A 26,249-nucleotide genomic window follows, 5' to 3' on the forward strand; every position below is an offset into this window, starting at 1 on the left:
CGCAAACCTAATTTGCAAACCTAACCCAAAGCACTGAAAATGTTGAAGGATTTTGAATGAATGGTGCCCAGGGCTGGAATCGAACCAGCGACACTGCGATTTTCAGTCGCATGCTCTACCAACTGAGCTACCTGGGCGTCCCGCGAAGCGCGCTGCGCTTCGGTTGGTGGGAGGCGATATAGAGCGGCGGGCACGGGCTGTCCAGCCGACAAACGATCCGGCCAGCGTGAAATTTTCATCCGAGGCTGCGCAGGCTTCAAAACCGCGAGCTGCGGGGCCATTTTGCTGCGCCAAAGCGGATGGCGCCGCCGATCCGGCAGGTCGCGGGCGCGGCCGTCCTTCCGGCGCGAACAAAGCCTGGAACCAAAGCGATGCGGCCGGGTTGATGCGGCGGCGCCGGTGACGGCGCCGTGCCTACCGCCGATCTGGAGCAAGCCGCGGATGTACCGGTGGCTCGATCGCGCGGCAGGCGGAATTCAGGGCGATGAGCCCACCGGAAAGTACCTGACCCGTCGCGCGGCGGTCAGTGAACGGCCCGGCGTCCTCCCGCAAGGGAAGCGCCGGGCCTTTCCATTAGTCGTCCTCGGCCCGCCGCATCGGCACGTCCTCGGCCTCTTCCACCGGCTCGCCCGGAATCACGTAATTGCCCTTGAGCCAGCGGCCGAGGTCGATGTCAGAGCAGCGGGACGAGCAGAACGGCTTGAAGCGCTGCACAGCCGGCTTGCCGCAGATCGGGCAGGGCCGCGAAGGCGGGGCAGGATTCTCGGGTTGTTCAGGCGCCATATTGCAAGGTCACTCCGCCATCGACTGGAAGCTCGATGCCGGTGACATAGCGCGCTTCGTCGCTGGCGAGAAAGAGCGCTGCCCAGGCCACGTCCCAGGCCTCGCCCATATGGCCCATCGGAACCTGCCGGTCGCGCGCCGCCCACATCGCCGCGACGTCGCCCTTGCCATAGGACTGGGCGAGCCCGGCCGAATGCTCGACCATCGGCGTCTTCATCAGCCCGGGCAGCACGGCGTTCACGCGGATCTTCTCGGGGGCGTATTGCGCCGCGGTGGTGCGGGTGAGCTGGTTCATCGCCGCCTTGCTGGCGCCATAGCTGGCATAGGGCACGCCGGTGTGGCGGATCGAGGCGATCGACGAGATGTTGATGATCGAGCCGCCCTGCCCGCCCTCGGCGAACTGGCGCTGCATCACCGGGATGACGTGCTTCATCGCCAGGAAGCAGCCGGTCAGGTTGACCTTGAAGACGCGCTCCCAGGTTTCGAGCGGCAGGTCGACGACGCTGCCGACCTCGGCGATACCGACATTGTTGTCGAGCACGTCGATGCGGCCATAGGCCTTGAGCGTCGCCTCGACGAGCGCGGCGAGATCGTCCTGGCTGGTGACGTCGGTGCGGATCGCGAAGGCCTCGCCGCCCTCGCCCTTGATGATGCTGGCGGTCTCCTCGGCGGCTTCGAGGTTGCGGTCGGCGCAGACGACCTTGGCGCCTTCGCGGGCGAACACGGTCGCGGTCGCCTTGCCATTGCCCCAGCCCGGGCCGATCGAGCCCGCGCCCGCGACGATCGCGACCTTGCCTTGAAGACGTCCAGCCATTCCGGTGTTCCCTGCCCTGCGCGCCCGTTCGCTGTCGGCGCTCTCGCGATGGCGCCACCATCGGCACTCGCGGCGGCCGGAGCAAGCGCATGGCATGCAAGCCGGCATGCGCTCCGGCGCCCGGCCTCAGGCGAGCTGCGCGGTCATGAGCGCGATGGCGACCGTGAAACCCACGACCAGCGCGAACCAGGGCCAGAGCGAGCGCATCGCCTGCCCGGTCTCGGCCGTCGTCGCCTTGATCAGGACCTGGCCCATGGTGACGCGGACCGGGCTGACCGCGGTGAGCAGGCTGCCGGCGACGACCGCGGCGGCGATCACCAGGAGCCTCGCCTCGCCGGCCGGGACGAGCGCGGTGGCGAGCGGCATCGAGACGGCGCCGGCGCCGGTGTTGGAGCCGGTGAGATAGCCGCCGAGCGCGCCGGCAACCGGGACGATCCCGGCGGACCAGGAGCCGAGCACGCTGCTGACGGCAAGGCCGATGCCGCCGGCAAGGCCGGAGCCGACCATGATCCAGGCCATGCCGACGAGCAGGAAGGTCAGCAGCGCCGCGCGCCCCGAGCGCTGCAGCGTCAATGTCATCAACGCCGACGCCTGTCTTGCCCCGCCCCGGCTGATGGCGACGACGAGCGCGATGACGATCAGCGGCAAAGCCGGCGAGAGCAGCGGCGCGAAAGCCGAGGCGTCGGCGAAGGGCTTGAAGGACGGGGTCTCCAGCCAGTCATGGATCACCAGCACTAGCCGCATCAGCGCGAGCGCTACGACCAGCGCGATATAGGGCGCAAGGCGCGCAAGCAGCGCCCGGTCGAGCCCGGCCCAGCCCCTGACCCGCAGGAAGCGCAGCAGCATGACCGGCGCCAGCGCCGCGATGGCGGCGAGTTCCAGCGGCAGAGTGAGATTGGCTGCGACGAGCAGGGCCATCAGCAGCGCGATCAGGCCGGCCCATTCGAGACGGTCGGCGAGCGCGGGTGACAGGCCAGCCTGCCGCGACAGCCGCCAGAACAATGGCAGCAGCACCGCGCCAAGCAGCGCCGTCGCCAGCGCGATCCGCCAGATCAGCGCCGCGAGCGAGACTCCGGCGATGTCGGCGCTGATCCTGGTGCCGATGCCGAGCGCGCCCCAGGGCACCAGGATCTGGCTGAAGGTGGCGAGCGCCAGTGCCGACGCCTTGTCGACGCCGAGGCGGCGAGCGCCGGAAACGGCGACGACATAGCCGACGCCGAAGCCGGTCGCGGTTTCCAGGAAGGGGCCGCGCAGCAGGCAGGCCTCGGCGAGCGCGCCATGTTCGGGCTGGGGCGGGTCGGCATCGTTGCTAACCTTCTCCAGGCTGAGCGAGAAGGCGAGCCCGGCAACGATGACCAATGTCGCCGGCAGGCCGATCCAGGCTCCGGCGGCGAAATGCCGGATGATCGCAGCTGCGTCCGGGTGGTTGGGGCCAGCGATATAGGCGACGAGCGCGGCGCAGAGCGTGCCGACCAGCCCTGCGATGAGCGCCGAGCGACCGGACAGGATCAAGCCGAGGAAGAGGATCAGCGGCGAGAGCCAGACCAGGATCATGATCGTCTGGCTTGCGCTCGCTCAGCCGACATTCAGCCAGCCGAGGCGGATCGGGAAGCCCTCGCCGCCGAGCAGGTTGACGGTCTCGTAGAGCGGCAGGCCGACCACGCCGGTATAGGAACCGACGAGCTTGACCACGAAGGAGCCGGCAATGCCCTGGATGGCATAGGCCCCCGCCTTGCCGCGCCATTCGCCCGAGGCGAGGTAGTTCTCGATGTCCTCGCTGGAGAGACGCTTGAAGCGCAGCCGCGTCTCGACGATGCGCTCGCGGATCGTGCCGGACGGCGTCGCCAGCGCGACGCCGGTATAGACCCGGTGCGCCCGGCCTGAGAGCAGGCGCAGGCACGCGGCCGCCTCGTCGACGATCTCGGCCTTGGGCAGGATGCGGCGGCCGACCGCGACGACGGTGTCGGCGGCGAGGATATAGGCGCCGTCGAGATCGGGCCGACCTTTCAGCCCGGCGAGCCCGGCCTCGGCCTTGGCGCGGGCGAGCCGGCGGGCAAGGTCGCGCGGGCGCTCGCCCTTGAGCGGGCTCTCGTCAAGGTCGGAGGGCAGCAGCGCGTCGGGCTTGAGGCCGGCCTGTTCGAGCAAGGCCAGGCGCCGCGGCGAGGCCGAGGCCAGGACCAGCTTGGGCCGCCAGCCCGGCGGCTTCTGGGAGCTGAAGAGATTCAAGTGTCGGCTCGCTGCGCGTCCGGGACGATTTCCCGCAAGGCTTTAGAGCCAGTTGCGGAATATCCCAAGCCCTCTCCTCGGGAGCCGGCCACCCGGTTGTCCTGCCGTTCGCGCATGGGGTGGCTGCATCTCCTGTGCAATGCGTAGAATTTGAGCGTCGCCATGCATGGTTCCGGATTGCACTAATCCGTTTAGCTTGCCACATCAGACAAGCGGGCGTGGCGGCGACCCGCAAGGCTCGGCCTACACGGCCCCCTTCTCGTCACCGGAGAGCTTTCGCCATGGCGTCACGAACTGGATCTGCCTCGACCGTCGCGCTGGCGGCGGACGCGCAAAGCGTCCTCGCCCAGATGGTCGCGATGCAGGTCGATGCCGGGCTCACCATCGCCATGCGGATGCCGATCCTGGCCAAGGGCGCGCTCGGCGACGCCAGGGGCCAGCGCGAGGCCAGCAAGGCCGTGGTCGAGAAGGCCGCGGCCATGGCCGAGAGCAGCTTCGCCATCGGCCATGCCGCGACACTGTTCTGGTGGAGTATGGCGTTCAACCCGCTGACGCCGAACGGGCTCGGCGAAGCGACGGCCAAGGCCGTCCACAGCACGCTGGAGCCGTTCTCGCGGCGCACCCGCGCCAATGCCAGCCGGCTGGCGAAGCGGTCTCGGTAGCGCAGGCCGCGGCTCAGCTCAGCCAGGTTTCCGGGTCGCTTCTGCCGTGCACCACGGCAACCACCGATAGTGCCGGCGGCCCGGGCTGGTAAATGACGACGTAGCGGCCTTCGATCAGAATGCGGGCTCGCGATCCGAGCGTTGGCCGCGCGACGCCCATATAGGGCACTTCCGCGGCCAACTCGATCTTGTCGACGATCCGGGTGATCAGCGCATCTGCTGCTCGCTCGCTATCCTTCGCCACGGCAACCCAGATTTCAAAAAGGTCCGCTTCCGCGCGCGGCGTGTAGCGAACCTTTTTCGTCATCGGCCAGCCGCCTTGGCGCGGAAGCGTGACAGCAGATCATCGAGACTCAGTTCGATCGGTTCGCCGCTCGCCAAACCCTCCTCGTAGGCCTGTTTCAGCCGGGCGAGCTCGAGTTCCCGCAACTCTTCGCGCTGCTCCCAGAGTCGCAACGCATCGCGAAGGACCTCGCTGTTCGAGGCATAGGCGCCGCTCTCGACCGCCTTGCTCAGGCGCGCGAGCTGTTGGGGCGAGAGCGAGATGGTCAAGGGACGCATATTGTCGGATTTCATGCCGATAATATAGGGTGTCTCACAATTCCTCACAAGAACGCATAAGACACTCAGGCCGATCACGCCTGCGGCGGAGCCTCTTCGGCTATGCCCGCCGGCTCGGCAGCCGCAACGCTGGCAGGCATGGCCGCCGCATGCTCGCGCTCCAGCCTGCGGTAGCGCGCAACGCTGACCGGAATCAGCGCGAGATAGGCAGCGACGACCAGCGCCAGCATCTCGAACGGATAGGCGAAGAGCAGGCCGGCGATGACGACGACGGCAACGAAGATCGGTAGCACCTGGTCGCGCGGAACGCGGGTGCCGAGCGTCTTGCCGGCATAACAGGGGATGCGCGAGATCGTCAGGAAGGCGATGAACAGGATGTAGAGGCCGACGAAGGGAGCGCCATACTCCCGCACCGGCATGCCGACGAACTCCAGGTAGAAAGGCAGCATGGCGGTGATCGCGCCGGCCGGGGCCGGCATGCCGACGAAGAAGTTCTTCTGCCATTCCGGCCGGTTCGGATCGTCGATCATCACGTTGAAGCGCGCCAGCCTGAGCGCCATGGCGCAGGCCAGCGTCAGCACGATGATCCAGCCGAAGGAGCGCAGATCGTGCAGGACGAAGGTCCAGAGCACGAAACCGGTGGCGACGCCGAAGCAGACGAAATCCGAGAGCGAATCGAGCTCGGCGCCGAAACGCGAGGTGCCCTTGAGCAAGCGTGCGAGGCGGCCGTCGATGCCATCGAGCAGGGCTGCGACGAGGATGCAGATCGTCGCCGATTCGAACTTGCCGTCGACAGCGAGCCGCATCGCGGTCAGGCCGAGGCAAAGGGCGATCAGCGTCACGACATTGGGCGCGATCAGCCGGAACGGGATCGCCTTGAAGCGGGTGCGCTTCGATTCGACGCGCTCAGGCTCGAAAGGAGGAAAGAGGTCGCTCATACCAGCCGGAATACGTGGTTTTGGGGCGGGAGGCTAGCGTGGCGGCGAAGCGCATAGCGTCATGCTCGGGCTTGACCCGAGCATCTCAGGACCAGTGGGCGGCATTGCCTTCCTGTCACGAGATTCTCGGGTCTGCGCTTCGCTCCGCCCGAGAATGACGGCTTTAACTCAGATCCCCCGGAACGCCCGTCCAACGTCGTTGCCCGAAAAATCCGCGAGCACGGTCTCGCCGGCGATCGCGGTCTGGCCCTCGCCGACCAGCGGGACGACGCCCTGCGGCAGGTAGACGTCGACGCGCGAGCCAAAGCGGATCAGGCCGAAGCGCTCGCCCTGCCCAAGCGGATCGCCCTCCTTGACGAAGGGCACGATGCGGCGGGCGATCAACCCGGCGATCTGGACGACGGCGATGGTGCCGGCCGGCGTCTCGATCGCGAGAGCATTGCGCTCATTGTCCTCGCTCGCCTTGTCGAGCTCGGCATTGAGGAAGAGGCCGGGCGTATAGGCCATCTTGAGCAGGCGGCCGGCGACCGGGCTGCGGTTCACATGGCAGTCGAAGACATTCATGAACACCGAGATGCGCGTCATCGGCTCGGCCGGCAGCTCCAGCTCCGGCGGCGGCACGGCGGTGGCGACCTGGCTGATGCGGCCATCGGCCGGCGAGATCACCAGCCCCTCGCGCTGCGGCACGATGCGGACGGGATCGCGGAAGAAATAGCAGATCCACAGCGTGATCAGCGTGCCGATCCAGCCGAAGGGGGCCCAGAGCTGGCCGAGCACCAGCGTCGCCACCACGCCGATGGCGATGAAGACATAGCCTTCCTTGTGGATCGGCACGATCGTCCGGCGGACGGAGTCGACGAGAGACATGGGCGTTAGTCCTGTTGCTCTTGTTGGCGCGGCGCGCGCATCTGGCAGCGCCTTCGCGGCGGGGTTGAGGCCGCAAGACGGCGTAGCTGTTTAGGCTTTTGCGGGCTTTTGCGAAAGAGGTGCGGGGATGGCGCGACAATCGATCCTACCGAACCGCCTTCGCCGCCGCCCTGCCTGCGACCCTCCCCGAGAAGATGCAGCCGCCGAGGAAAGTGCCTTCGAGCGCACGATAGCCGTGCAGGCCGCCGCCGCCGAAGCCGGCGGCTTCGCCGACCGCATAGAGGCCGGGCACCGGCTCGCCGTCTGCGCCCAATACCCGCGCCGAGAGATCGGTCATCAGCCCGCCCAGCGATTTGCGCGTCAGGATGTTGAGGCGGACCGCGACCAGAGGGCCATGGGCCGGATCGAGGATGCGATGCGGCTTGGCAGTGCGGATCAGCCGATCGCCGAGATAGGCGCGGGCGCCTCGCAACGCCGTGACCTGCAGGTCCTTGCCATAGGGATTGTCGGCATCGCGGTCGCGCGCTTCGATCTGCGCCCGCAGATGCGCCTCGTCGATCAAACCGGCACCGCCGAGCTCGTTCATGCGAGCGACCATGCGGGGAAAGTCGCGCTCGACGATGAAGTCCTCGCCCTTGTCCAGAAAGGCCTGGACCGGCGCCGGCATGCCGGCCCGAGCGCGCTGGATGACCTGGCGCCAGCTCTTGCCGGTGAGGTCGGGGTTCTGCTCGGAGCCGGAGAGTGCGAATTCCTTGGCGACGATGCTGCGGCTGGTGACGAACCAGGAATGGTCGAAGCCGGTCTTGCGCAGATATTCCAGCGTGCCGAGCGTGTCGAAGCCGGGAAAGAGCGGCACCGGCAGGCGCCGCCCACGCGCGTCGAACCAGAGCGAGGATGGGCCGGGCAGGATACGGATCGCATGCGCCGGCCAGATCGGCGCCCAGTTGGCGATGCCCTCGACATAGTGCCACATCCGGTCGCCATTGATCAGCCGGCCGCCGGCCGCCTCCGCCACGGCGAGCATGGCGCCGTCGACATGAGCCGGCACGCCGGAGAGCATCCTCTGCGGCGGCTCGCCAAGGCGTTGCGGCCAGTTGCGGCGGACGAGATCGTGATTGCCGCCGATGCCGCCGGAGGCGACGATCACGGCCTGCGCCTTGATCGCGAAGCCGCCAGCCACGACGCGCGAGCTCGCCTGCCCGCGATCGATTGCGCTGGCCTCCAGCACCTCGCCTTCGACGCCATCGACAGCGCCGCCGCTGCGCGTCAGGGCGATGACGCGATGGCGGAAGCGCAGCTCGATCAGCCCCTTCGCCTCAGCTTCGGCGACGCGGCGCAGGAAGGGTTCGAGCACGCCCGGGCCCGTGCCCCAGGTGACATGGAAGCGCGGCACGGAGTTCCCGTGGCCGGTGGCGAGATAGCCGCCGCGCTCGGCCCAGCCGACGACCGGGAACCAGCGCATGCCCTGCCGGTGCAGCCAGCTGCGCTTCTCACCCGAGGCGAAATCGAGATAAGCGTCCGCCCATGCCCTCGGCCAGTGATCTTCATCGCGATCGAAGCCGGCCGAGCCGAGCCAATCCTGCCGGGCGAGGTCGAGCGAATCTCTGATCCGCAGGCGGCGCTGCTCGGGCGAATCGATCAGGAAGAGACCGCCGAAGGACCAGTGCGCCTGCCCGCCGAGCGAAGCGCGTGGCTCCTGCTCGACGATGATCACCTTGCAGCCGGCACCGGCCAATTCGGCAGCAGCGACGAGGCCGGCAAGGCCTGCGCCGACGATGACCACATCCGCATCGAGCGCCATACACCCTCCCAGCCGCCGGACTCCCGTTGCGGTTGAGCTTGCCGAGAAATCGCCGGACCGCAAGGGCGTGGATGCGGCCTGCCGCGGAACCGGGGCGGGAACGACACGTTGCCGAAAGCAACGGGGAAGGCGCGCAAGGAGGCGATGATGGCCAAGACCGCCATGAAACGAAAAGACGACAAGCTGCCGAAATCGGTGAAGGCCGCAACGAAGCAGCAGCGGCGCATTCAGAAGGACATCGCCCGCGCCGATGCCCGGCCGCAGAAGAAGAAGTATGGCGCGGTGCAAGCCGGGGCGCGGCTCTACCCCGTGCCGCCGTTCAAGCGCCAGCATCAGGCCAAGCCCGGCTCGGAGGCGGCGCTCGATCCGGCGCCGATGTATGATGCACCTTACTACAAGGGCTCAAGCAAGCTTCAGGGCAAGACCGCGCTGATCAGTGGCGGCGATTCCGGCATCGGCCGGGCGGTCGCGGTACTGTTCGCACGCGAAGGGGCGGATGTCGCGATCCTGCATCTCGGCGAGGACGCGGATGCGCAAGAGACCCTGACAGCGATCGAAAAGGAAGGCCGCAAGGGCATCGCCATTTCCGGCGACATCCGCGATTCAGGCTTCTGCCGCGATGCCGTGGCGAAGACGGTGAACGCGCTCGGTGGGCTCGACATCCTCGTCAATAATGCCGCCTTCCAGGTGCATGCGCCGCGCTTCGAAGATCTCAGCGAGGAGCATTTCGACACGACGATCCGTACCAACCTGCACGGCTATTTCCACCTGACACAGGCGGCGCTGCCGCATCTCGGAAAGGGCAGCGCGATCGTCAATACCGGCTCGGTCGTCGGCCTTGAGGGCAGCAAGGAGCTGATCGACTACGCCACGACCAAGGGTGGCATCCATGCCTTCACCCGCTCGCTGGCGGCACATCTGCTGCCGCGCGGGATCCGGGTCAACGCGGTCGCGCCCGGCCCGGTCTGGACGCCGCTCAACCCGTCGGACCGGCCGGCCGAGGCGGTGGCGGAATTCGGCTCGAAGGTGCCGATGAAGCGCCCTGCGCAGCCAGAGGAGATTGCGCCCGCCTATGTCTTCCTGGCCTCGTCGCACTGCTCCAGCTACATCACCGGCGAAATCCTGCCGATCATCGGCGGGCATGGCTAGATCATTGGGCGGATCAAATATTTGCCGCAGAATGGTCACGAAAGACTTCGGAACGCATCCTCGCCGCAGCGGTTGAATCCTCAGGACACATCATCAACCCTGGAGGATGAGGATGAAACCGCTGAAGATTGGACTGGTCGCCGGCGCGCTTGCGCTGTCGTCGGCCGCGGCTATGGCGCAGGGCGTCGACCTGCGACCAGAGAACAGCATTCCGAAGGATGAGCGCGGCCCGACCAACTGGGACAATGCGCCCTATCGCGGCGGCACCTACAAGCCGGACGATGTCCGCCGGGGCTATGATCGGGGCGGATATGACGGCGCGCGCTACGAGATGATCTCGCAGCGCGAGGCGATCAGGATCGCCCGCCGCAACGGCGTCGCCGAGATCGAACAGGCCCGCTGGAGCGGCAATGTCTGGGTGATCGACGGCTCCGACAGGCGCGGCGACGAGTTGCGGGTCGAAATCAACGCGCGCGGCGAGATCGTCGACGTCGACCGCAGCTGACGCGCCGTGAAAGAACGACATGGCGAGAACTGGGCGGCCTTCGGGCCGCCCCTTTTTTTGTTTCACACCGAGCGCAGCGGTGCGACCCCGTTGCCGAAGCGCCGCGTCGCCAGCACCGTCAAGGCGAGGAAGATCGCGAGCACGATGCCCTGGGCAATGGCGAAAGGCGGCTCGCTCTGCGTCGGGGCCATATTGTGCAGCACGGTCACCTTGAGGAAGAGCTGCGCGATCAGCACGAAGATCAGCAGGTAAAACGAGAGCACCGCCGTGATCGCGTAAGTACGTCGCCATCCTCCCTGCAGCCCCCTGCCGTAGAGGGCCACCGCGGCGATCGCCAGGAGGACGAGCGAGATCGCCCCGACGATATGCGACGGCAGCACACCGCTGAACGGAAAGACGTAGCCGGTGATGTCGGTCGCGGCCGAAGTCGACAGATAGACGCCGTTCCAGCGCTGGCTGAGATGGCCCTTCAGCAGCGCCGCCGTCATCGGGATCCCGGCGACGATGGCGATGATGCTGAGCCAGGTGTGGAAACCGACCAAGGTGGTCGGATCGAGCACGAACATGATGAAGCCCCCCGCTTCAAATGCAGTGCGCCATACTGGCAAATCCTGGGCCATCCTGGCGAGGGTTTTGTAGAAGCTTTCTCAACTGGAAGGCTCGATGACCGACGCTGCGCTCTCCGAGCGCTCTGGCCGCCGGGCTGTGGAGAAATAAGAGCCGGCGACGATCAGTGCGAAACCCGCCAGCAAGGCAAGGGAGAACGGCTCGCCGAGCACCGTGACACCGAGAAGCACCGCTACGGCCGGATTGAGATAGGCGATGACCGTCGCGCGCGACGCGCCGACCTCGGCGATGAGCGCAAACAGCAATTGGAAGGCCAGAGCCGTGCAGAAGACAGCCAGGGCGATCACGGCGAGGGATGCATCCAGCGGGAAACGCGCCGGCCAATAGGCGGGAACGAAGGGCAGATAAAGGACGGAAGCGACGATGAGCGAGGCGACGACCACCGCGCCGTCGTCGGCGTCGGCGAGCTTGCGCGCCACGATGATCGGACCGAGCGCATAGCCGAGCGCGCTCGCGCCGAGCGCAAGCGCCGGCCAGAGTTCGGCCGGCTGCTCGTCGAAGCCGAGCAGCGCGGCGACGCCGGCAAGACCGAGGCCGAGGCCAAGGAGCCGCCCTGCCCCGAGCCGCTCCTGCGAGAGCACGACGCCCAGGATCGCGGCGATGATCGGCGTCAGCGCAATGATCAGGCCCGCGAGCGAGCTCGTGACCCGCGTCTCGGCGAAGCCGATCAGGAACCAGGGACCGCTGATCTCGGCGAGCGTGAACAGGATCAGCCAGCCCGGCTTGCGGAAACCGGCCATGATGCCGTTGCCGCGCAAGGCGAACGGCAACAGCACCAGCGCTCCGATGGCGGCGCGGCCGAAGGCGACGATGATCGGGTGATAATCGACGAGTGCGACCTTGATCAGCAGATAGGGCACGCCCCAGATCACGCCGAGGGCGAGGAAGAGCAGCAAGGCTTTCCGGCTCATTCCGACATGTCCTTCCTGAACAACGCGGTCAGCCAGCGGCCCTCGCGACCGTCGAACGAGTGCGACCAGAGCAAGCCGAGGCCGAGCGCGGCCAGTGCGGCGATGATCTCGGAGCGCGGCCACAGGGCGACGTAATACTCGCTTCCCGTCGAGCCGATTTCGACGCTCTCGCCCTCCCCCTCCCGGAGCGCGAGCAGGAAGACGCCGCCATCGCGGATCGCATCTGCGATCCTGGCGAAGACCAACGGTAGAATCTCGCGCTCGACATGCTGGAGCACGTGCAGCGCCACGACCCCGTCATAAGGACCGTCAAGCGGATCGCTGATCACGTCGAGGCGCTCGGCCCGGCGGCCGCGCGAAGCCTGAAAATGCACGAAGGATTCCGCTCCGTCTGTGCGCCTGACGGCGAGCCCCCGCTCCTCCAGCCAGTCGGCGTCCCAGCCCGGGCCGGAGCCGATCTCGAGCAGGCGGCTTCCCCGTTCGACGGCTTTCAGCAGCTCGACCAGCGCTGGCTGATCATCCGCCTCCGGCTTGGGCGCAGTCGTTTCCGCGTAGTCGTCGGCGCAGCCTTCATAGCCGACGAGCGTCGATGTGTTGGAAGCCGAGCGGCTCGCCGCTCGGCTCTCCTTGGGCATATCCGAAGCTGTCATGTCGCACTCCCGTTCCCACTGCGCTCCAACGGGATCCAGATCGTCAGCCCACCAAGCCCGGTGCCCGGGTCGAAGGCTTCGTTGTGGAATTCGAGGACGGGCCCGTTCGCAGCGTTGAGGCCCGCGGCAGGCAGTGCCTCGTTCCAGATCGCCGTATAGGTGTCGTAGATCGTCGAGACATGGTCGCGATGGTCGAAGACCGCACAGGTCCCCGGTTCGACGTCCAGAGCGGCGAGCGGCTTGCGGGGCGAGGAGACCGAGCGGACCTCGGCGGCGCACATATACTCGAAGCAGCCATCCTCGTCCGGCGCACGGCAGACGCCGATCGGTATTCCCGGGGCCTTGTCGGCGATGTCGGCATAATGGTCGCACATGAACGCTTGCCATTGCGCGGGGATGCCGATCGCCGATTCGTACGAGCATGGCGCGGACAGGCCGACGAGGCGCAGCCGACGCAGCTCCCGCAGGGCCGGGATCGGCGTCCGCGCGCGGCCATTCGTCAGCCGCAGCGGCGCGACGAGCTCGAGCCGGCCCACGCTGCCGCTGTTGCGCACCTCTTCCGGCGTGGTCCCGAACTGGTCGCGAAAGGCCCGCGTGAAGGCCTCGTGCGAGCCGTAGCCGAATTCGAGCGCGACGGAGAGGATGTCGGGCGCGCCGGCGGCCATTCGCTTGGCGGCTTCGCTGAGCCTGCGAGCGCGGAGATAGGCCATCACCGGCCAGCCGCTGGCGGTTCCGAAGGCGTTGGCCAGATGAGAGCGTGAGACGTTGCAGGCTGCCGCGATCGAGCCGAGTGTCAGTTCCCGGCCCGAATTACGCTCGATCACCCAAAGCGCCTTGTCGGCAAGCGACATGCCCCGGCTCCTCCCCGTGAGAGCCCCGTGCATATCATCGGCTTTAGCCCGTCGCTTGATCGTTCGTCCACAACCCCGGCATCGCGCGACGTGCCGCCGTACGCTGGCGAGCGCGTCCTCCGCCGAACATTCGATGCGCCTTTGCCGGCCAAGCTGCGGCCGCCTTACTGGATGCGGATCCCGGTTCGCCGCATCAGCAACGCCCATTTCGGGGTTTCGGCGGCGATCAATTCAGTAAAAGCCTCAGGCGAGCTGAAGATCGGTTCGGCGCCCATGGCGAACAGCCGGCTCCTGACGCCCGATTCCGAACCGATCGCAGCTAGTTCCGTGAAGAGGCCGAGGATCATGCCCGGCGGCGTGCCGGCGGGCGCGAGCAGGCCGAACCAGGCGACAGCCTCGAAACCCTCATAGCCAAGCTCGATCATGGTCGGGATCTCGTCCGCGATCGCGAGGCGTTGGCGCCCGCTCGTCGCCAGCGCCCGCAGCTTGCCCTCGCGCACCAGCGGCAGAGCGGTCGCGACATTGGCGAAGAAGAAGCCGACGCTGCCGTTCAGCACGTCCGGCAGCGGGCTGCTGCGATAGGGCACATGGGTAATATCGATGCCCTCGGCCCGCTTCAGCATCTCGCCGGCACGATGCGAGGAGGTGCCGGCGCCGGCCGAGGCATAGGTCAGCTTGCCAGGCTCGGCCCGGGCCGAGGCGACGATGTCAGCGACGGAGCGAATGGGCGAATTCGCCGTGACGACCAGAAGGTTCGGCGTCATCACGATCTGCGAGATCGGGGCAAGGTCGCGCTGCGCATCGAACGGCATCTGCGGATAGAGCGCCTGATTGACGGTGATCGCGGCATCGCCGGCGAGCACCAGGGTATGGCCGTCCTTCCCGGCCTTGGCGACATGGTCGACGCCGATATTGCCGCCCGCGCCCGCCATGTTGATCACGACCACCGGGCGCTCCCAGCGCTCGGCCAACAGCCGCGCCACCAGATCCGGCGCGGAACCGGCGGCGAAGGGCACGATCAGCCGCAGGGGTGGCCGATCGGCCGCCAATAGCGGCCGCGCCTGGATCAGGGCGAGTCCTGCCGATCCCGCCAGCATGGTCCGTCGCGTCAGCATCGCGCCCTCCCGTCTTCCGTACCGATGCGCCGATCATGCGCCGCCGGTTGCGCCGCTGTCCTGTCGTTGAACTGAAGGTTTTCTGATGCTTTGCTGTCGGAGCCGCCGCGGAGCCTGCGATGAGCGAAACCGACGATCAGCCGCCCCGGCACCGGGACGACCAGGCGCCCTTCCGGATCGGCAATTGGCGGGTCGAGCCGCAACTCGACGAGATCGTGCTCGACGGCAGGGAGGTAAAGCTCGAGCCACGCACCATGCGCGTCCTCCTCGCTCTGGCGCGCGAACCGGGACGGCTCGTCACCAGCGAGGCTCTGCTCGATCAGGTCTGGCCGAACCTGACCGTGACCTCGAACTCGCTCTATCAGGCGGTCGGCGACCTGCGCCGGGTGCTCGGCGCCGACAAGGCGACCCCGGCCTTCATCACGACGGTATCGCGTCGCGGCTACCGGCTGGTCGCGCCCGTCGAACGCGCGAAAGAGGACCAGCGCCGCCCGGCTCCGGGCGTGGCGCGCCTCGGCCCGCGCTCGGTCGCGATCCTGCCCTTCGGCGCGCCGAACTTGCCGGAAAGCCACGGGTTCCTCGCCGAAGTCCTGCTCGACGACCTGATCGACGAGGTCTCGCGCCACCCGGCGATCGTCGCCATCGCGCGCGGCACGATGCTGACCTTCGCCGGCCGGCCGGTCGATCCGCTGCTGGTGGCGCGCGACCTTGGCGTCGGCTTCGTTGTCGAGGGACGGCTGCTGCTGGCGGGCGAAGAGCTGCGTGTCAGCCTCAGATTAATCGACGGCAATGGCGGTCGACAGGTCGTGGCCGAGGAGACCGCCTTCGCGCTGGCCGACTGGGCGAACAGCGGCCGGCTCACCATCGCGCGGGCAGCGCGGCGCCTGCTGCTCGAACTGGCGGAAGGCGCCGCGCGCGGCCCGCCGGTCGAGGGGGGTCGCGATCTCCGCGCGATCGAGGCCGCGATGCGCGCCTGGGTCGAGCTCTACTGCCGCCCGCAGACGCCTGAGAGCAACGAGCGCGCCTGGCGCTGGGCGGAGGAAGCGCTGGCGCTCGATCCCGATTCGGCCATCGGCCTCAATGCGCTCGCCTTCTGCGAATGGCGCGCCGCGCAGTATGGCTGGCGTCCGCAAGGGCGCGCCGTGCTGCTGACGGCCGCCCTCGAACACGCCCAACGCGCCATCGACCTCGCCCCGCGCAACCCGGACCCCTACTACACGCTGGCGCTGGCGACCCTTCTCGCCCACGATCTCAACCGGGCGGAGGCGGCGCTGCGCCATTGCATCGGGCTCAACGCGTCGTATGCGCCGGCCCATGCCCTGCTCGGCCTCGCCCGCACGATGCAGGGCTTTCCGCAGGAGGCGGCGGCGCTCTGCGCCCGCGCCTTCGCGCTAAGCCCCTATGAGCCCCTGCGCGCGATCTGGCACTGGATCGGGGCTTGGGCGGCGATCGTGCTCGACGAGGACGAGACCGCTCTGGCGCAGGCCGAGCAGGGCATCGCCGCCAATCCGCATTTCCCGACCTGCTATGTCGCCGGCGCGATCGCGGCCAGACGCCTCGGCAAGAACGCCCTGGCCGCCCAATATGCCAGGGCGCTCAGCGCCTCGCCGACCTTTGGCAATCTCGCCGATATCGCCGAGAACCTGCCGGCGCTGCACTTTGCGCCGCTGCGATCTGCCTATCTGGCCGACCTCGCCGCCGCCGGCCTGCCGGAGGGCGGCGCTGCCGAGGTCACTGCGTCAGGCTGACCCTGACGCTCTCGCCCTCTTCCTGCGTTGCGCGCTGCAACGTCGCCTTGGCCTCGTCGACCTGGCGCTGGCGGTTCCAGAGCGCGGCGTAGACGCCATCCGCGGCAAGCAGCTCGCGGTGATGGCCGCGCTCGACGATCAGGCCCTTGTCGAGCACGATGATCTCGTCGGCGTTGACCACGGTCGAGAGCCGGTGGGCGATGACCAGCGTGGTGCGGCCCTCGCTGACCCGGTCGAGGGCATCCTGGATCTCCTTCTCGGTGAAGGAATCGAGCGCAGAGGTCGCCTCGTCCAGCACCAGCACCGGCGGCCCCTTCAGGATGGTGCGGGCGATGGCGACGCGCTGCTTCTCGCCACCGGAGAGCTTCAGGCCGCGCTCGCCGACCGAGGTCTGGTAGCCCTCCGGCAGCGACTTGATGAAGCGGTCGATCTGGGCGAGCCGCGCGGCCTCTTCGATCTCCCCTTGCGTCGCCTCGGGGCGGCCATAGCGCAGATTGTATTCGATGGTGTCGTTGAACAGCACCGTGTCCTGCGGGACCATGCCGATCGCCGAGCGCAGGCTGACCTGCTGGACCTCGGCGATATCCTGGCCGTCGATCAGGATGCGGCCGGCTTGCGGCTCGTAGAAGCGGAACAGCAGGCGCGAGATCGTCGACTTGCCGGCGCCGGACGGGCCGACGATCGCGATGGTCTTGCCGGCCGGGACCTCGAAGGAGATGCCGCGCAGGATCGGCCGCTCCGGCACATAGGCGAAGTGGACATCTTCGAAGGTGACGGTGCCGGCGCGGACGTCGAGCGGGAGAGCGCCCGGCTGGTCCTGGATCTCCGGATCGCGGCCGATCAGCGAGAACATCTGCTCGATGTCGAGCGTCGCCTGCTTGATCTCGCGATAGACGGTGCCCATGAAGTTCAGGGGGATGTAGAGCTGGATCAGCATGGCGTTGATCAGCACGAAGTCGCCGACCGTGTTGGTGCCGGCCTGGAAGCCGCGCACGCACATCACCATCGAGATGGTGAGGCCCGCCGCGAAGATCGCAGCCTGGCCGAAATTGAGCCAGGCGAGCGAGGTGTAGGCCTTGATCGAGTTGCGCTCATAGCGCGCCATCGAGACATCGTAGCGCGCCGTCTCGCGCGCCTCTGCGCCGAAATACTTCACCGTCTCGTAGTTGAGCAGCGAGTCGATCGCCTTGGCGTTGGCGTCGGTGTCGGACTCGTTCATCTGGGCGCGGATGGCGATACGCCATTCGGTGGCCTTGATGGTGTAGGCCATGTAGCCGACCACCATCACCACCAGCACGACGACATAGCGCCAGTCGAACAGCCAGAGCAGCACGCTGATGATCAGGGTGACCTCGATGATCACCGGCACCAGCTGGTTGAGGCCGAGACGAACCATCTCCTCGATGCCGTTGCGGCCGCGCTCGAGCACGCGCGTCAACCCGCCGGTCTTGCGCTCCAAATGGAAGCGCAGCGAGAGATGGTGGAGATGGCCGAAGGTCTGCAGCGCCAGCGTGCGCACCGCATGCATGAAGACCGGTGCGAAGATCGCGTCGCGCAACTGGACGAAGGCAGCCGAGCCGACGCGGGCAAAGCCGTAGATCACGGTCAGCGCCAGTGGCGCCCCGACCAGGAAGGGCAGCCAGTTCGACAGCGAGGTCGGGTTGTTGGCGAGCGCATCCGTCGCCCATTTGAAGGTGAAGGGCACGCCCATCAGCACGAGCCGGCCGATCACCAGCAGCACGAAGGCGGCGACGACACGCTGGCGCAGATCGGCCCGCTCCGGCGGCCAGAGATAGGGCCAGAGCGCCTGGAAAGTGGCGATGAAGCCGGAGCCGGGCTGGAGCACGGCGGCGCGCGCGAGGAGCGCCGGGACCGGTGTGGCAGGCGAGGACATTGAAATGCTTCCAAATGGAACCGCCGATATAGGCGGATTCTCCGGGGAATGCAGGGGGTAGGAGGAGAAATTGCCGAAGTTGCTTGTGCGATGACGGCGACAGCGAGAGCAACCTTGTCATCCCGGACGGAGCGTAGCGGAGATCCGGGATCCATTCCGGAGTCTTCCCGATAGAGGTTCCGGAATGGGTCCCGGGTCTCCCTTCGGTCGCCCGGGATGACTCGCGCTTAATTTTGAAGCCGATCAGGGCGCGGCGGTGCCATTCCGCCAAATGATATCGGCCTGCCGGCTGTTCTCGACCACCAGCCGCGCATTGGGTAGATCGTTGCCCTCGACCCAGGCCCGCGCTGCCTCCTCACCGCGACCGAGATCGGTCCAGCGCGTCAGCAGCCGGCGCTCCAATTCGGCCATCGGCACATCGATGAAGATCGTGAGGTCAAAGAGCGGTGCGAGCTCCAACCAGGGCGCCTGGTCGAGCAGGAGGTAGTTGCCCTCGACCAGCACGAAACGCGCATCGGCCGGGATGATCGCCGCACCGGCGCGAGCAAGATCGGCCTGCCGATCAAAGAGCGGCACCGCCACATCCCCCTCGCCCGACCGAATGCGCCGCAGCGTCGCTTTGAGCCCGGCGCAGTCGAAGGTCTGCGGGGCGCCCTTGCGCTGGCGCAGCCCCATCGCATCGAGCACTGCATTGTCGAAATGGAAGCCGTCCATCGGCACCAGCGCCGCTTCGCCTGCCGGCAACGCTTCAAGCAAACGCTCGCTCAGCGTCGACTTGCCAGCGCCCGGAGCGCCGGCGAGCGCGATGATGATGCGCCGCATATCGTTCGCCCGTTCGACGATCCGGGCGGCGATGCCTTCGGCGGTCTGCATGATCGAGAGCCCGATATTCTTCACGTCGCGCGACAGGATCGGCGAGAGCCGCGACGCCTGCAACCAGACTCTGTCGCCACCAAGCAGCGCCGATCAGGCCTTGTTCTCGTCGCAACTGCGATGTCAGACTGGCCTAAAGCCTTTAAAGGCTGAGGCCTGGAGAAGACGCCCATGACGCTTCGACGCATCCTTCCCGCCGCCTGCGCGCTGGCGCTGCTGCCTGTCGTGCCGGCCCTCGCGCAATCGCGCCCACCGGCGCAGATCAAGATCACCAATGCCCGCACCGTCCCGCTGGAGTCGCTGGAGATCACGACCACGGGCGAGCAGGCCCGGCTCGTCGGCAAGCTCAGCAAGCCGCTGGCGCCCGGCAAGAGCATCATGATCAAACTCAATAAGCCGGCTGGCTGCAGCTACTATCTGCTCGGCAAGTTCAGCGACGAGAGCGAGAGCGACAATGACGGCATCGACCTCTGCAAGGAGAAGTCGCTGCGCCTGACGGAGTAAGTTCTCTCCCTTCTCCCCTTGAGGGAGAAGGTGGCAGCGCGAAGCGCTGACGGATGAGGGAAGGACAGGCAAGCGACTAACCGCTTCACCCAGTCGTACCCGCCCTCATCCCCTGCCGGACCTTCTCCCCCGAGGGGAGAAGGATGCTTTAAGCCGTCGCGCCCTCGCGCATCAGCTTGTAGGTGATCGAGTCGACCAGCGCCTGGAACGAGGCGTCGATGATGTTGGCGCTGACGCCCACCGTGGTCCAGCGCTCGCCGGTCTCGTCAGCGGATTCGATCAGGACGCGGGTGACCGCGTCGGTGCCACCCTGGAAGACGCGGACCTTGTAGTCGACCAGCCTCAAGCCCCCGATCAGCGACTGGTAACGGCCGAGATCCTTGCGCAAGGCGAGGTCGAGCGCATTGACCGGGCCGAGCGCGCTTTCGGCGACAGAGATCAGCGATTCCTCGCCGACCTTCACCTTGACGATCGCCTCCGAGAAGGTGACGAGCTCGCCGAGCGCATTGTAGCGGCGCTCGACATTGGCGGTGAAGCGCTCGATCTCGAAATAGGCCGGCAGCTCGCCCAGGATGCGCTTGGCAAGCAGATAGAACGAGGCATCCGCCCCCTCGAAGGCGTAACCCTGCGCCTCCTTCTCCTTCAGCTCCTCCAGCACGCGCGAGAGCCTTGGATCGTCACGGCCGATGGTGACGCCGATGCGTTCCAGCTCGGCGACGAGGTTCGATTTGCCGCCCTGGTCGGAGACCAGCACCTTGCGGACATTGCCGACCAGATCGGGCGCGACATGCTCGTAGGTGCGCGGATCCTTCAGCACGGCTGAGGCATGGATGCCGGCCTTAGTGGCGAAGGCGGAGGCACCGACGAAGGGTGCGTGACGGTTCGGCGCGCGGTTCAGCATCTCGTCGAGCGCGCGCGAGACATGGGTGAGCTCGCCGAGCTCGGCCTCGTCGACGCCGAGCGTGAAGCGGCGATTATAGCGCTCCTTCAGCTTGAGCGCGCCGATCAGGGTGACGAGGTTGGCGTTGCCGCAGCGCTCGCCGAGGCCGTTGAGCGTGCCCTGGATCTGGCGCACGCCGGCCTCGACGGCCGCCAGCGAATTGGCCACGGCGCAGCCGCAATCGTCATGGGCATGGATGCCGAGATTGTCGCCCGGAACGACCTTCGCCACCTCTGTGACGATCTGGCCGATCTCGTCCGGCAACGTGCCGCCATTGGTGTCGCAGAGCACGACCCAGCGGGCGCCGGCCTCATAGGCGGTGCGGGCGCAGGCCAGCGCGTAATCGGGATTGGCCTTGTAGCCGTCGAAGAAGTGCTCGCAGTCGAGCATGACCTCGCGGCCGGCTGCCTTGGCAGTGGCGACGCTGTCGCGGATACCGTCGAGATTGTCCTCGAGCGAGATCTCGAGCGCGACATGGACATGATAGTCCCAGCTCTTGGCGACGAAGACGATGGCGTCGGCCTTCGCGTCGAGCAACGCAGCGATGCCGGGGTCGTTGGAAGCCGAGCGCCCTGCCCGCTTGGTCATGCCGAAGGCGGCGAACTTCGCCCGCTTCGTCGGCTTTTCCGCGAAGAAGGCGGTGTCGAGCGGGTTGGCGCCGGGATAGCCGCCCTCGACATAGTCGATCCCGAGCTTGTCGAGCATCGCCGCCACCGCACGCTTGTCGTCGATCGAGAAGTCGACGCCGGTGGTCTGGGCGCCATCGCGCAGCGTCGTGTCGAAGAGGTGGACGCGGGCGAGCGTCGCGTCGCCGCCTTTGCGCGGCGCAGCCTCGGCCAGCGTGGCTTGTGCCGCGACGCTCATCGCCTCACCCGCAGCCGGTAACGCAACACCTTCGGCATCACCATGGCGAGCATGACGAGCTTCATCGCGATCGAGAGCGAACCACGCTTGCGGATCTTCGGGGTCTGGGTGGTCATTGTTGTTGTTCTTCTTTCAACGGGCTGAGGCAACGCCGCGACACGGCGACAGGTTCAAGGCTTTTGCTGGGAGATGAAGCGTCACCGCTGCACCTCCCAGCTCGTAATCAGCTCGCCGGTGGCCGGGTCCTTGCCGTCCATGAGCACGATGCCCATCGCGACGAGCTCATCGCGAAGGCGATCGGATTCGGCGAAATTCTTCGCCTTTCGGGCAACCAGGCGGGCGGCGATCGACGCTTCGACCTTTGCCCGCAGGGCATCATCGATCTCGGCCACGGCCACCTGCGGCAGGGCGATGCCGAGCAAGGCAAGGCTCGCCTTCAGGCTGGCATAATCCCCAGCCTTGCGCAGGGCGTGCAGCTCGGCGAGCAGTTGCGAGGTGTTGAGATCGTCCGCCAGCGCTTCGATCACCGCGGCAGGGACTTGCCCGGCCTCGGCATCTCCTGCAGCCGCAGCCCAATCCGCCAGCGTCCTCTCCGCCTCCTCCAGCGCCTTCACCGTCCAGTCGATCGGCTGGCGGTAATGCGTCTTTAGCATGGCAAGGCGCAGCACCTCGCCGGGCCATGTCCGCCCGCCGAAGGTGTCGGTCGCCAGCAGCTCGTTGATGGTGACGAAGTTGCCGAGAGACTTCGACATCTTCTCGCCTTCGACCTGCAGGAAGCCATTGTGCATCCAGTAGTTCGCCATGCGCGGCGCTCCGCCGGCCGCGCCGAAGGCGCAGCAGCTCTGGGCCAGCTCGTTCTCGTGATGCGGGAAGACGAGATCGATGCCGCCGCCATGGATGTCGAAGACGTTCCTGGCGGGATCGTCACATTGCAGGCCGCCACCGAAGGGCTCGAGCAGCGTCTTCATCGACATGGCCGAGCATTCGATGTGCCAGCCGGGCCGGCCGGGCGTGGCAATGCCGGCCGGCGACGGCCAGCCCGGGTCGATGCCGGCGCGGCTCGGCTTCCACAGCACGAAATCCATCGGATCGCGCTTGTAAGGGGCGACGTCGACGCGAGCGCCGGCGACCATCTCGTCGAGCGAGCGGCGGGCGAGCGAGCCGTAGCGCGGTGCGTCTTTCAGGCCGGCAACCGCCGGCACGTGGAAGAGCACGTGCTCCTCGGCGACATAGGCAACGCCGCGGGCGATGAGGCGCTCGATGATCGCCTTCATCTCCTCGATATGGCCGGTGGCGCGCGGCTCGTCGTCGGGGCGCAGATTGCCGAGCGCATCGACATCGGCATGGAACTGCGCCGTCGTCGTCTGCGTGACCTTCGCGATCGCCTCGTTCAGCGGCAGATCGGGATAGTCGCGCGCCGCGCGGGCGTTGATCTTGTCGTCGACGTCGGTGAGGTTGCGGGCATAGCGGACGTGGGCCTCGCCATAGAGATGCCGCAGCAGCCGATAGAGCACGTCGAAGACGATGACCGGCCGGGCATTGCCGATATGGGCGTAGTCGTAGACCGTCGGGCCGCAGACATACATGCGCACGTTTTGGGGATCGACGGGGGTGAAGACCTCCTTCGTCCGCGTCAGCGTATTGTAGAGCCTGAGGGTCGGCTGCATCGAAGCGGTATCCTGACGAAAAGGCGACAAAAACGGCTTATCCTGGCCGCTGGCCGGGGCGCTGTCTGTCTTTTCGTTGGGACGAGGACGTGAGCAGCCGGCCAGCGAAAGCTAGCGGCAAATAATGCAAATAATGGCGAGGGCTCGCGTCATCCAGCCGTGATGCCTGTCATGTGCGCTTACGTCAAGTGGCAGCTGCGCAACGCTCGCGCCCCATCGCCCTGCCTTCCCGCGATTTCAGCTCTCGCCGCCGCAATGCCGCCACAAGCGCCCGGCGGTTTGCGCGCAACCAAGATTGCCGTGGTTCACGCAGTCTTAACCATTTGGAACCAGTTTGACATGTCGAAGGTTCAGCCCCGGTCGGGTCTCAGGGACAGTATCATGCGCCGCGCCGTTGCTCTGGTCGGGCTCTTCGGAATCCTCGGCGCCGGAATGTCGCTCGCGCTGCTGCCGGCTACCGGCACCGTTGCCGCCCCCAAGGCCGAGCGCACCTATCTGATCCCGGCCGGAGACGGCTACGGCGTCGCCGACTGCATCGCCAGCAAATCCGAATGCGGCCAGATCGTCGCCGACGCCTGGTGCGAATCGCAAGGCCACCGCGTCGCCACCGCCTATGGCCTCGCCGCGCCGGAAGATTTCACCGGCTCGACCCCGCGCCAGGCCAGCGCAGCTCCTGCCGAACAGCCGCTCGCCATCACCTGCGGGGGCTAATCCCGACGGGCGAGTTTTCCCCGGATCGACGCAAGCCGTATCGTTAGCAGCCGCGGATCGTCCTCGGCTGCATCGAGGATCGTCGGCTCATGCTCCGCTCAGCGCTCGCCGCCGCCTTCGTCTTGACGACACTCCTGCCGGCCAATGCCTTCGAGGGCCGCTATCGAACGCTCGGCGGCAGCATGACGATCCGCCCGGCAGGCGCCGGCGTGCTCAAGGTCGATATCGAAATAGGCAGCAGGAGCTGCGTCGGCGTCATTTCGGCACGCGGCCGCTCCCAGGGCGACCGGCTCGTGGCCGAAGCCCAGGAATACGACGACGTCTGCCGCCTGGACATTCGTCGCCGGGGCCGCGTCCTCACGATAACGGAAAGCGGCAACTGCGCTCATTTCCACGGCGCGAACTGCAATTATACCGGCAGCTAAACGCCCCGCTAGAAAACGCGGTCGGATTGCGCCTTACTTCACCCATTCAGAGCATTTCGGCACATCGCCCATGCCGCCCCAGGGCATGATCGGCACGCTCGAGGTCGAGTTCTGCGGCGAACCGTCGATCAGCTTGTCGGTGTAGACCATGTAGATCAGGACGTTGCGCTTGGTGTCGCAGCCGCGCACGATCTGCATCTTCTTCCAGATCAGCGAGCGGCGCTCGCGGAAGACGACGTCGCCCTGCGAGAACTTCTCCTTGATCTTCACCGGGCCGATCTGGCGGCAGGCGAGCGAGACCTCGGAGACTTCCTCGGCGACGCCGAACATACCGGAGACGCCGCCCTTCTCGGGCACGGTGTAATGGCAGGCGACGCCCTCGACGACCGGGTCGTCGACGCCGTAGACGGCGAGCTTGTCGTCCGGGGTCAGCATCTTCCAGACCGTCGATTTCCTGAAGATCAGGTCCTCCTGCGCCGCAGCCGGCGCAGCGACGCCAGCGAGCGCGAGAACAGCCGAGACGGCGAGAAGGCAACGACGAAAGCTCATCCAAATTCTCCCAGAGCATTCCCGCAGAGGGGCCGGCAGGATATGGGATTGCGCGCTGTCACGCACCAGTGCAGGCACGAGCAATCTTCCAACGATACGACAGAGCGACGACCATGCTGCCGCAGCTGGAAACCGAGCGACTCCTCCTGAAGCCGCGCTCCGAGGCCGATCTCGACTTCGTCGCCGCGCTCAATGCCGATCCGGAGGTGATGCGCTACATCGCGGCAGCCGGCGATCCGGCGATGGGCCGCGAGGGCGTCGCAGCGCGCAGCTTCCTGCATGTCGGCCGCGGACTCGGCTACTGGACCGTGTTCGCCCGGACCGACGAAAGCGAGCCGCTCGGCTATGTCGGGCTCATTCCGGATGGCGACGATCCGGAGCAGGCCCAGATCAGCTATCGTTTCGCCGCCCGGCATTGGGGACAGGGCTTCGCCCGGCAGGCAGTGGAGCGGCTGCTCCGCTACGGCTTCGAGATGCTCGAGCTGCCGGAGGCCCTCATCATCACGCATCCGCAGAACGCAGCATCGTTGCAGCTGGCGGCACGGCTCGGCTTCGAATCGGCGCCGAGCGAGACCGAGATTCTGATCGGCGCAACACCGGTACCCGCGGTCCGCTTCCGCCTCCGGCGCGTTTACATCGCGGCCTGACGATTGTTAGCGCCGGTCGGCGCCGTAGCTGTCGAGCGTCGCCGTGCGACGGGCGATGAGCTCTGCGCGGCAGCTCGGGAAGTGCAGCACCTGCCCTTCCCGGCCGAAATCGCCATTGGCGTAGAACTGGCAAGCCTTGTCCTTGAAGGCGTTCCAGGCGCGCTGCTCCTCGAGCAGGTCCTTCTTCGTCGCCGGCTCGCTCGCCGCATAGAGACGCTTCCAGGCCGCATTGAGCCTGGCGTCCTCGCGCGCAACCCATGCCCCGCCGCAGGCGGCCCAGGCAGAATTGGTGCCGTCCGATGTGTCGATGCAGCGCTTATAGGCTTCGTCAGCCGCCGCCGGCACGACCAGCGCACCGAAGACGCCCGCAACCAGCAAGGCGCGCGCAAATCCGCGCATGCTCAGGCGGCGATCGGCTTGAAGGCGAGATAATAGGCCGCGATCGCGCCGACGAAGCCGAGCCCGGTCAGCACGAGCTTCAGCCGGGTGAAGCCGCTGGCGAAAGCGACCGTGCCATCCTCGACCTTCGGGTAGCGATCGAGCAGGCGGGCGATGGCGAGGTTCTCGGCGACGTCGCATAGCCCGCCGAAGAGCCAGCCGCCGCCGCACAGAGCCGCCACCCACCAGGGATAGCCGCGCATCGAGAGACCGACGACGATCAGCGCGCCGACGACCGTATAGACCAGCGCGAAGGCGAGATCGGCCGGCAGCAGCTTGTTGCGGTAGATCGCCCGGCGCTCGGGCCCGTAGAGCGAGAAGAGCTTCTCGACGTCTTCCTTGGTAAAGCCGTTGAAATCGCTCTCCAGCGCCCGGTCGACGCGCAGGCTGCGCGCCCAGAGCCAGGACAGGAGCAGCGTCAGCACCACCAGCGCCGGCCCCCAGAAGAAGAAGCCGAGCGGGATCAGGGTGGGGTAGAAGGTCGGCAGATCTTCCATCAGGCTCACGGCTCCAGGGCGTCGTGAGGCGA

At 67.1% G+C, this 26,249-nt stretch carries 29 protein-coding genes and 1 tRNA gene; 8 read left to right on the plus strand and 22 right to left on the minus strand.

The window, feature by feature from the left end; all coding sequences use genetic code 11:
- Positions 1 to 61: 61 nt before the first annotated feature.
- From BLM15_RS11160 to BLM15_RS11180, 5 genes are all read right to left on the minus strand, one after another.
- A tRNA-Phe gene (locus BLM15_RS11160) sits at positions 62 to 137 on the minus strand.
- 436 nt (positions 138 to 573) lie between these two features.
- Positions 574 to 783, minus strand: coding sequence for a DNA gyrase inhibitor YacG (gene yacG, locus BLM15_RS11165; protein WP_126112812.1), 210 nt, complete (start codon positions 781 to 783; stop codon positions 574 to 576).
- Positions 773 to 1,597, minus strand: coding sequence for an SDR family NAD(P)-dependent oxidoreductase (locus tag BLM15_RS11170; protein ID WP_126112813.1), 825 nt, complete (start codon positions 1,595 to 1,597; stop codon positions 773 to 775). Before BLM15_RS11170 ends, yacG begins: the two co-directional genes overlap by 11 nt.
- A gap of 126 nt (positions 1,598 to 1,723) precedes the next feature.
- Positions 1,724 to 3,151: an L-lactate permease gene (locus BLM15_RS11175; RefSeq protein WP_126112814.1), complete on the minus strand. Its 1,428-nt coding sequence runs from the start codon at positions 3,149 to 3,151 to the stop codon at positions 1,724 to 1,726.
- Between the two features lie 21 nt (positions 3,152 to 3,172).
- Positions 3,173 to 3,823 carry a Maf-like protein gene (locus BLM15_RS11180; RefSeq protein WP_126112815.1) on the minus strand — a complete coding sequence of 217 codons (651 nt, stop codon included), beginning with the start codon at positions 3,821 to 3,823 and terminating at the stop codon, positions 3,173 to 3,175.
- A 281-nt stretch (positions 3,824 to 4,104) separates the two neighbouring features.
- Here BLM15_RS11180 and BLM15_RS11185 point away from each other — a divergent pair, with 281 nt between their 5' ends.
- Entirely contained in the window at positions 4,105 to 4,485 is a 381-nt protein-coding gene (locus BLM15_RS11185; RefSeq protein WP_126112816.1) for a hypothetical protein, read from the plus strand.
- 13 nt (positions 4,486 to 4,498) lie between these two features.
- On the opposite strand, the gene BLM15_RS11190 is transcribed toward BLM15_RS11185, so the two are convergent.
- From BLM15_RS11190 to BLM15_RS11210, 5 genes are all read right to left on the minus strand, one after another.
- A complete protein-coding gene (locus BLM15_RS11190; protein WP_126112817.1) occupies positions 4,499 to 4,792 on the minus strand; it encodes a type II toxin-antitoxin system RelE/ParE family toxin in 294 nt (97 codons plus the stop codon).
- Complete coding sequence (locus BLM15_RS11195) at positions 4,789 to 5,046, minus strand: type II toxin-antitoxin system ParD family antitoxin (protein WP_193219489.1); 258 nt, start codon at positions 5,044 to 5,046, stop codon at positions 4,789 to 4,791. Before BLM15_RS11195 ends, BLM15_RS11190 begins: the two co-directional genes overlap by 4 nt.
- Before the next feature lie 74 nt (positions 5,047 to 5,120).
- Positions 5,121 to 5,984, minus strand: coding sequence for a CDP-alcohol phosphatidyltransferase family protein (locus BLM15_RS11200; protein ID WP_126112819.1), 864 nt, complete (start codon positions 5,982 to 5,984; stop codon positions 5,121 to 5,123).
- Between the two features lie 168 nt (positions 5,985 to 6,152).
- Positions 6,153 to 6,851, minus strand: coding sequence for a phosphatidylserine decarboxylase (locus BLM15_RS11205; protein WP_126112820.1), 699 nt, complete (start codon positions 6,849 to 6,851; stop codon positions 6,153 to 6,155).
- 145 nt (positions 6,852 to 6,996) lie between these two features.
- A complete protein-coding gene (locus BLM15_RS11210) occupies positions 6,997 to 8,652 on the minus strand; it encodes an FAD-binding dehydrogenase (protein WP_126112821.1) in 1,656 nt (551 codons plus the stop codon).
- Positions 8,653 to 8,847: 195 nt separating this feature from the next.
- Here BLM15_RS11210 and BLM15_RS11215 point away from each other — a divergent pair, with 195 nt between their 5' ends.
- Positions 8,848 to 9,801, plus strand: a complete 954-nt coding sequence (locus tag BLM15_RS11215) for an SDR family oxidoreductase (protein WP_206438662.1) — start codon at positions 8,848 to 8,850, stop codon at positions 9,799 to 9,801.
- A 112-nt stretch (positions 9,802 to 9,913) separates the two neighbouring features.
- Positions 9,914 to 10,306 carry a hypothetical protein gene (locus BLM15_RS11220; RefSeq protein ID WP_126112823.1) on the plus strand — a complete coding sequence of 131 codons (393 nt, stop codon included), beginning with the start codon at positions 9,914 to 9,916 and terminating at the stop codon, positions 10,304 to 10,306.
- A gap of 62 nt (positions 10,307 to 10,368) precedes the next feature.
- On the opposite strand, the gene BLM15_RS11225 is transcribed toward BLM15_RS11220, so the two are convergent.
- The 5 genes from BLM15_RS11225 to BLM15_RS11245 form a co-directional block, all read right to left on the minus strand.
- Positions 10,369 to 10,872, minus strand: coding sequence for a hypothetical protein (locus tag BLM15_RS11225; RefSeq protein ID WP_126112824.1), 504 nt, complete (start codon positions 10,870 to 10,872; stop codon positions 10,369 to 10,371).
- A gap of 81 nt (positions 10,873 to 10,953) precedes the next feature.
- Positions 10,954 to 11,844: a DMT family transporter gene (locus tag BLM15_RS11230; RefSeq protein ID WP_126112825.1), complete on the minus strand. Its 891-nt coding sequence runs from the start codon at positions 11,842 to 11,844 to the stop codon at positions 10,954 to 10,956.
- Positions 11,841 to 12,494: a class I SAM-dependent methyltransferase gene (locus tag BLM15_RS11235; RefSeq protein WP_126112826.1), complete on the minus strand. Its 654-nt coding sequence runs from the start codon at positions 12,492 to 12,494 to the stop codon at positions 11,841 to 11,843. Before BLM15_RS11235 ends, BLM15_RS11230 begins: the two co-directional genes overlap by 4 nt.
- Positions 12,491 to 13,345 (minus strand): AraC family transcriptional regulator, encoded by an 855-nt coding sequence (locus BLM15_RS11240; protein ID WP_164547479.1) that lies wholly within the window; start codon positions 13,343 to 13,345, stop codon positions 12,491 to 12,493. Before BLM15_RS11240 ends, BLM15_RS11235 begins: the two co-directional genes overlap by 4 nt.
- Before the next feature lie 164 nt (positions 13,346 to 13,509).
- Positions 13,510 to 14,460 carry a Bug family tripartite tricarboxylate transporter substrate binding protein gene (locus tag BLM15_RS11245; protein WP_126112828.1) on the minus strand — a complete coding sequence of 317 codons (951 nt, stop codon included), beginning with the start codon at positions 14,458 to 14,460 and terminating at the stop codon, positions 13,510 to 13,512.
- 119 nt (positions 14,461 to 14,579) lie between these two features.
- Here BLM15_RS11245 and BLM15_RS11250 point away from each other — a divergent pair, with 119 nt between their 5' ends.
- The gene (locus BLM15_RS11250) at positions 14,580 to 16,208 is read left to right on the plus strand and encodes a winged helix-turn-helix domain-containing protein (RefSeq protein ID WP_126112829.1); all 1,629 of its coding nucleotides are present in this window, start codon (positions 14,580 to 14,582) and stop codon (positions 16,206 to 16,208) included.
- Here the strand turns inward: BLM15_RS11250 and BLM15_RS11255 are convergent.
- Both BLM15_RS11255 and BLM15_RS11260 read right to left on the minus strand, forming a co-directional pair.
- Positions 16,192 to 18,102, minus strand: a complete 1,911-nt coding sequence (locus BLM15_RS11255) for an ABCB family ABC transporter ATP-binding protein/permease (protein WP_126112830.1) — start codon at positions 18,100 to 18,102, stop codon at positions 16,192 to 16,194. The two genes, BLM15_RS11250 and BLM15_RS11255, sit on opposite strands and share 17 nt — an antisense overlap.
- Positions 18,103 to 18,345: 243 nt before the next feature.
- Positions 18,346 to 19,038 (minus strand): nucleoside triphosphate hydrolase, encoded by a 693-nt coding sequence (locus tag BLM15_RS11260; protein ID WP_335904827.1) that lies wholly within the window; start codon positions 19,036 to 19,038, stop codon positions 18,346 to 18,348.
- Positions 19,039 to 19,146: 108 nt separating this feature from the next.
- On the opposite strand from BLM15_RS11260, the gene BLM15_RS11265 reads away from it, so the two are divergent.
- Positions 19,147 to 19,479 (plus strand): hypothetical protein, encoded by a 333-nt coding sequence (locus BLM15_RS11265; RefSeq protein ID WP_126112831.1) that lies wholly within the window; start codon positions 19,147 to 19,149, stop codon positions 19,477 to 19,479.
- Between the two features lie 148 nt (positions 19,480 to 19,627).
- Here the strand turns inward: BLM15_RS11265 and cimA are convergent, their stop codons facing one another.
- Together cimA and cysS are read right to left on the minus strand one after the other, a co-directional pair.
- Positions 19,628 to 21,283 carry a citramalate synthase gene (cimA, locus tag BLM15_RS11270; protein WP_126112832.1) on the minus strand — a complete coding sequence of 552 codons (1,656 nt, stop codon included), beginning with the start codon at positions 21,281 to 21,283 and terminating at the stop codon, positions 19,628 to 19,630.
- Between the two features lie 197 nt (positions 21,284 to 21,480).
- Positions 21,481 to 22,950, minus strand: a complete 1,470-nt coding sequence (gene cysS / locus BLM15_RS11275; protein ID WP_126112833.1) for a cysteine--tRNA ligase — start codon at positions 22,948 to 22,950, stop codon at positions 21,481 to 21,483.
- Between the two features lie 381 nt (positions 22,951 to 23,331).
- Here cysS and BLM15_RS11280 point away from each other — a divergent pair, with 381 nt between their 5' ends.
- Both BLM15_RS11280 and BLM15_RS11285 read left to right on the plus strand, forming a co-directional pair.
- The gene (locus BLM15_RS11280; protein WP_126112834.1) at positions 23,332 to 23,661 is read left to right on the plus strand and encodes a hypothetical protein; all 330 of its coding nucleotides are present in this window, start codon (positions 23,332 to 23,334) and stop codon (positions 23,659 to 23,661) included.
- Between the two features lie 122 nt (positions 23,662 to 23,783).
- Complete coding sequence (locus BLM15_RS11285; protein ID WP_126112835.1) at positions 23,784 to 24,086, plus strand: AbrB/MazE/SpoVT family DNA-binding domain-containing protein; 303 nt, start codon at positions 23,784 to 23,786, stop codon at positions 24,084 to 24,086.
- Between the two features lie 33 nt (positions 24,087 to 24,119).
- Here the strand turns inward: BLM15_RS11285 and BLM15_RS11290 are convergent, their stop codons facing one another.
- On the minus strand, positions 24,120 to 24,635 hold the full coding sequence (locus BLM15_RS11290) for a CreA family protein (RefSeq protein ID WP_126112836.1): 516 nt from the start codon (positions 24,633 to 24,635) through the stop codon (positions 24,120 to 24,122).
- Between the two features lie 113 nt (positions 24,636 to 24,748).
- On the opposite strand from BLM15_RS11290, the gene BLM15_RS11295 reads away from it, so the two are divergent.
- Positions 24,749 to 25,282 (plus strand): GNAT family N-acetyltransferase, encoded by a 534-nt coding sequence (locus tag BLM15_RS11295; protein ID WP_126112837.1) that lies wholly within the window; start codon positions 24,749 to 24,751, stop codon positions 25,280 to 25,282.
- Positions 25,283 to 25,288: 6 nt separating this feature from the next.
- On the opposite strand, the gene BLM15_RS11300 is transcribed toward BLM15_RS11295, so the two are convergent.
- On the minus strand, positions 25,289 to 25,681 hold the full coding sequence (locus BLM15_RS11300; RefSeq protein WP_126112838.1) for a lysozyme inhibitor LprI family protein: 393 nt from the start codon (positions 25,679 to 25,681) through the stop codon (positions 25,289 to 25,291).
- Positions 25,682 to 25,683: 2 nt separating this feature from the next.
- Complete coding sequence (locus BLM15_RS11305; protein WP_126112839.1) at positions 25,684 to 26,217, minus strand: hypothetical protein; 534 nt, start codon at positions 26,215 to 26,217, stop codon at positions 25,684 to 25,686.
- Positions 26,218 to 26,249: the final 32 nt, after the last annotated feature.

This window comes from Bosea sp. Tri-49 (assembly GCF_003952665.1).
Taxonomy (GTDB): Bacteria; Pseudomonadota; Alphaproteobacteria; order Rhizobiales; family Beijerinckiaceae; genus Allobosea.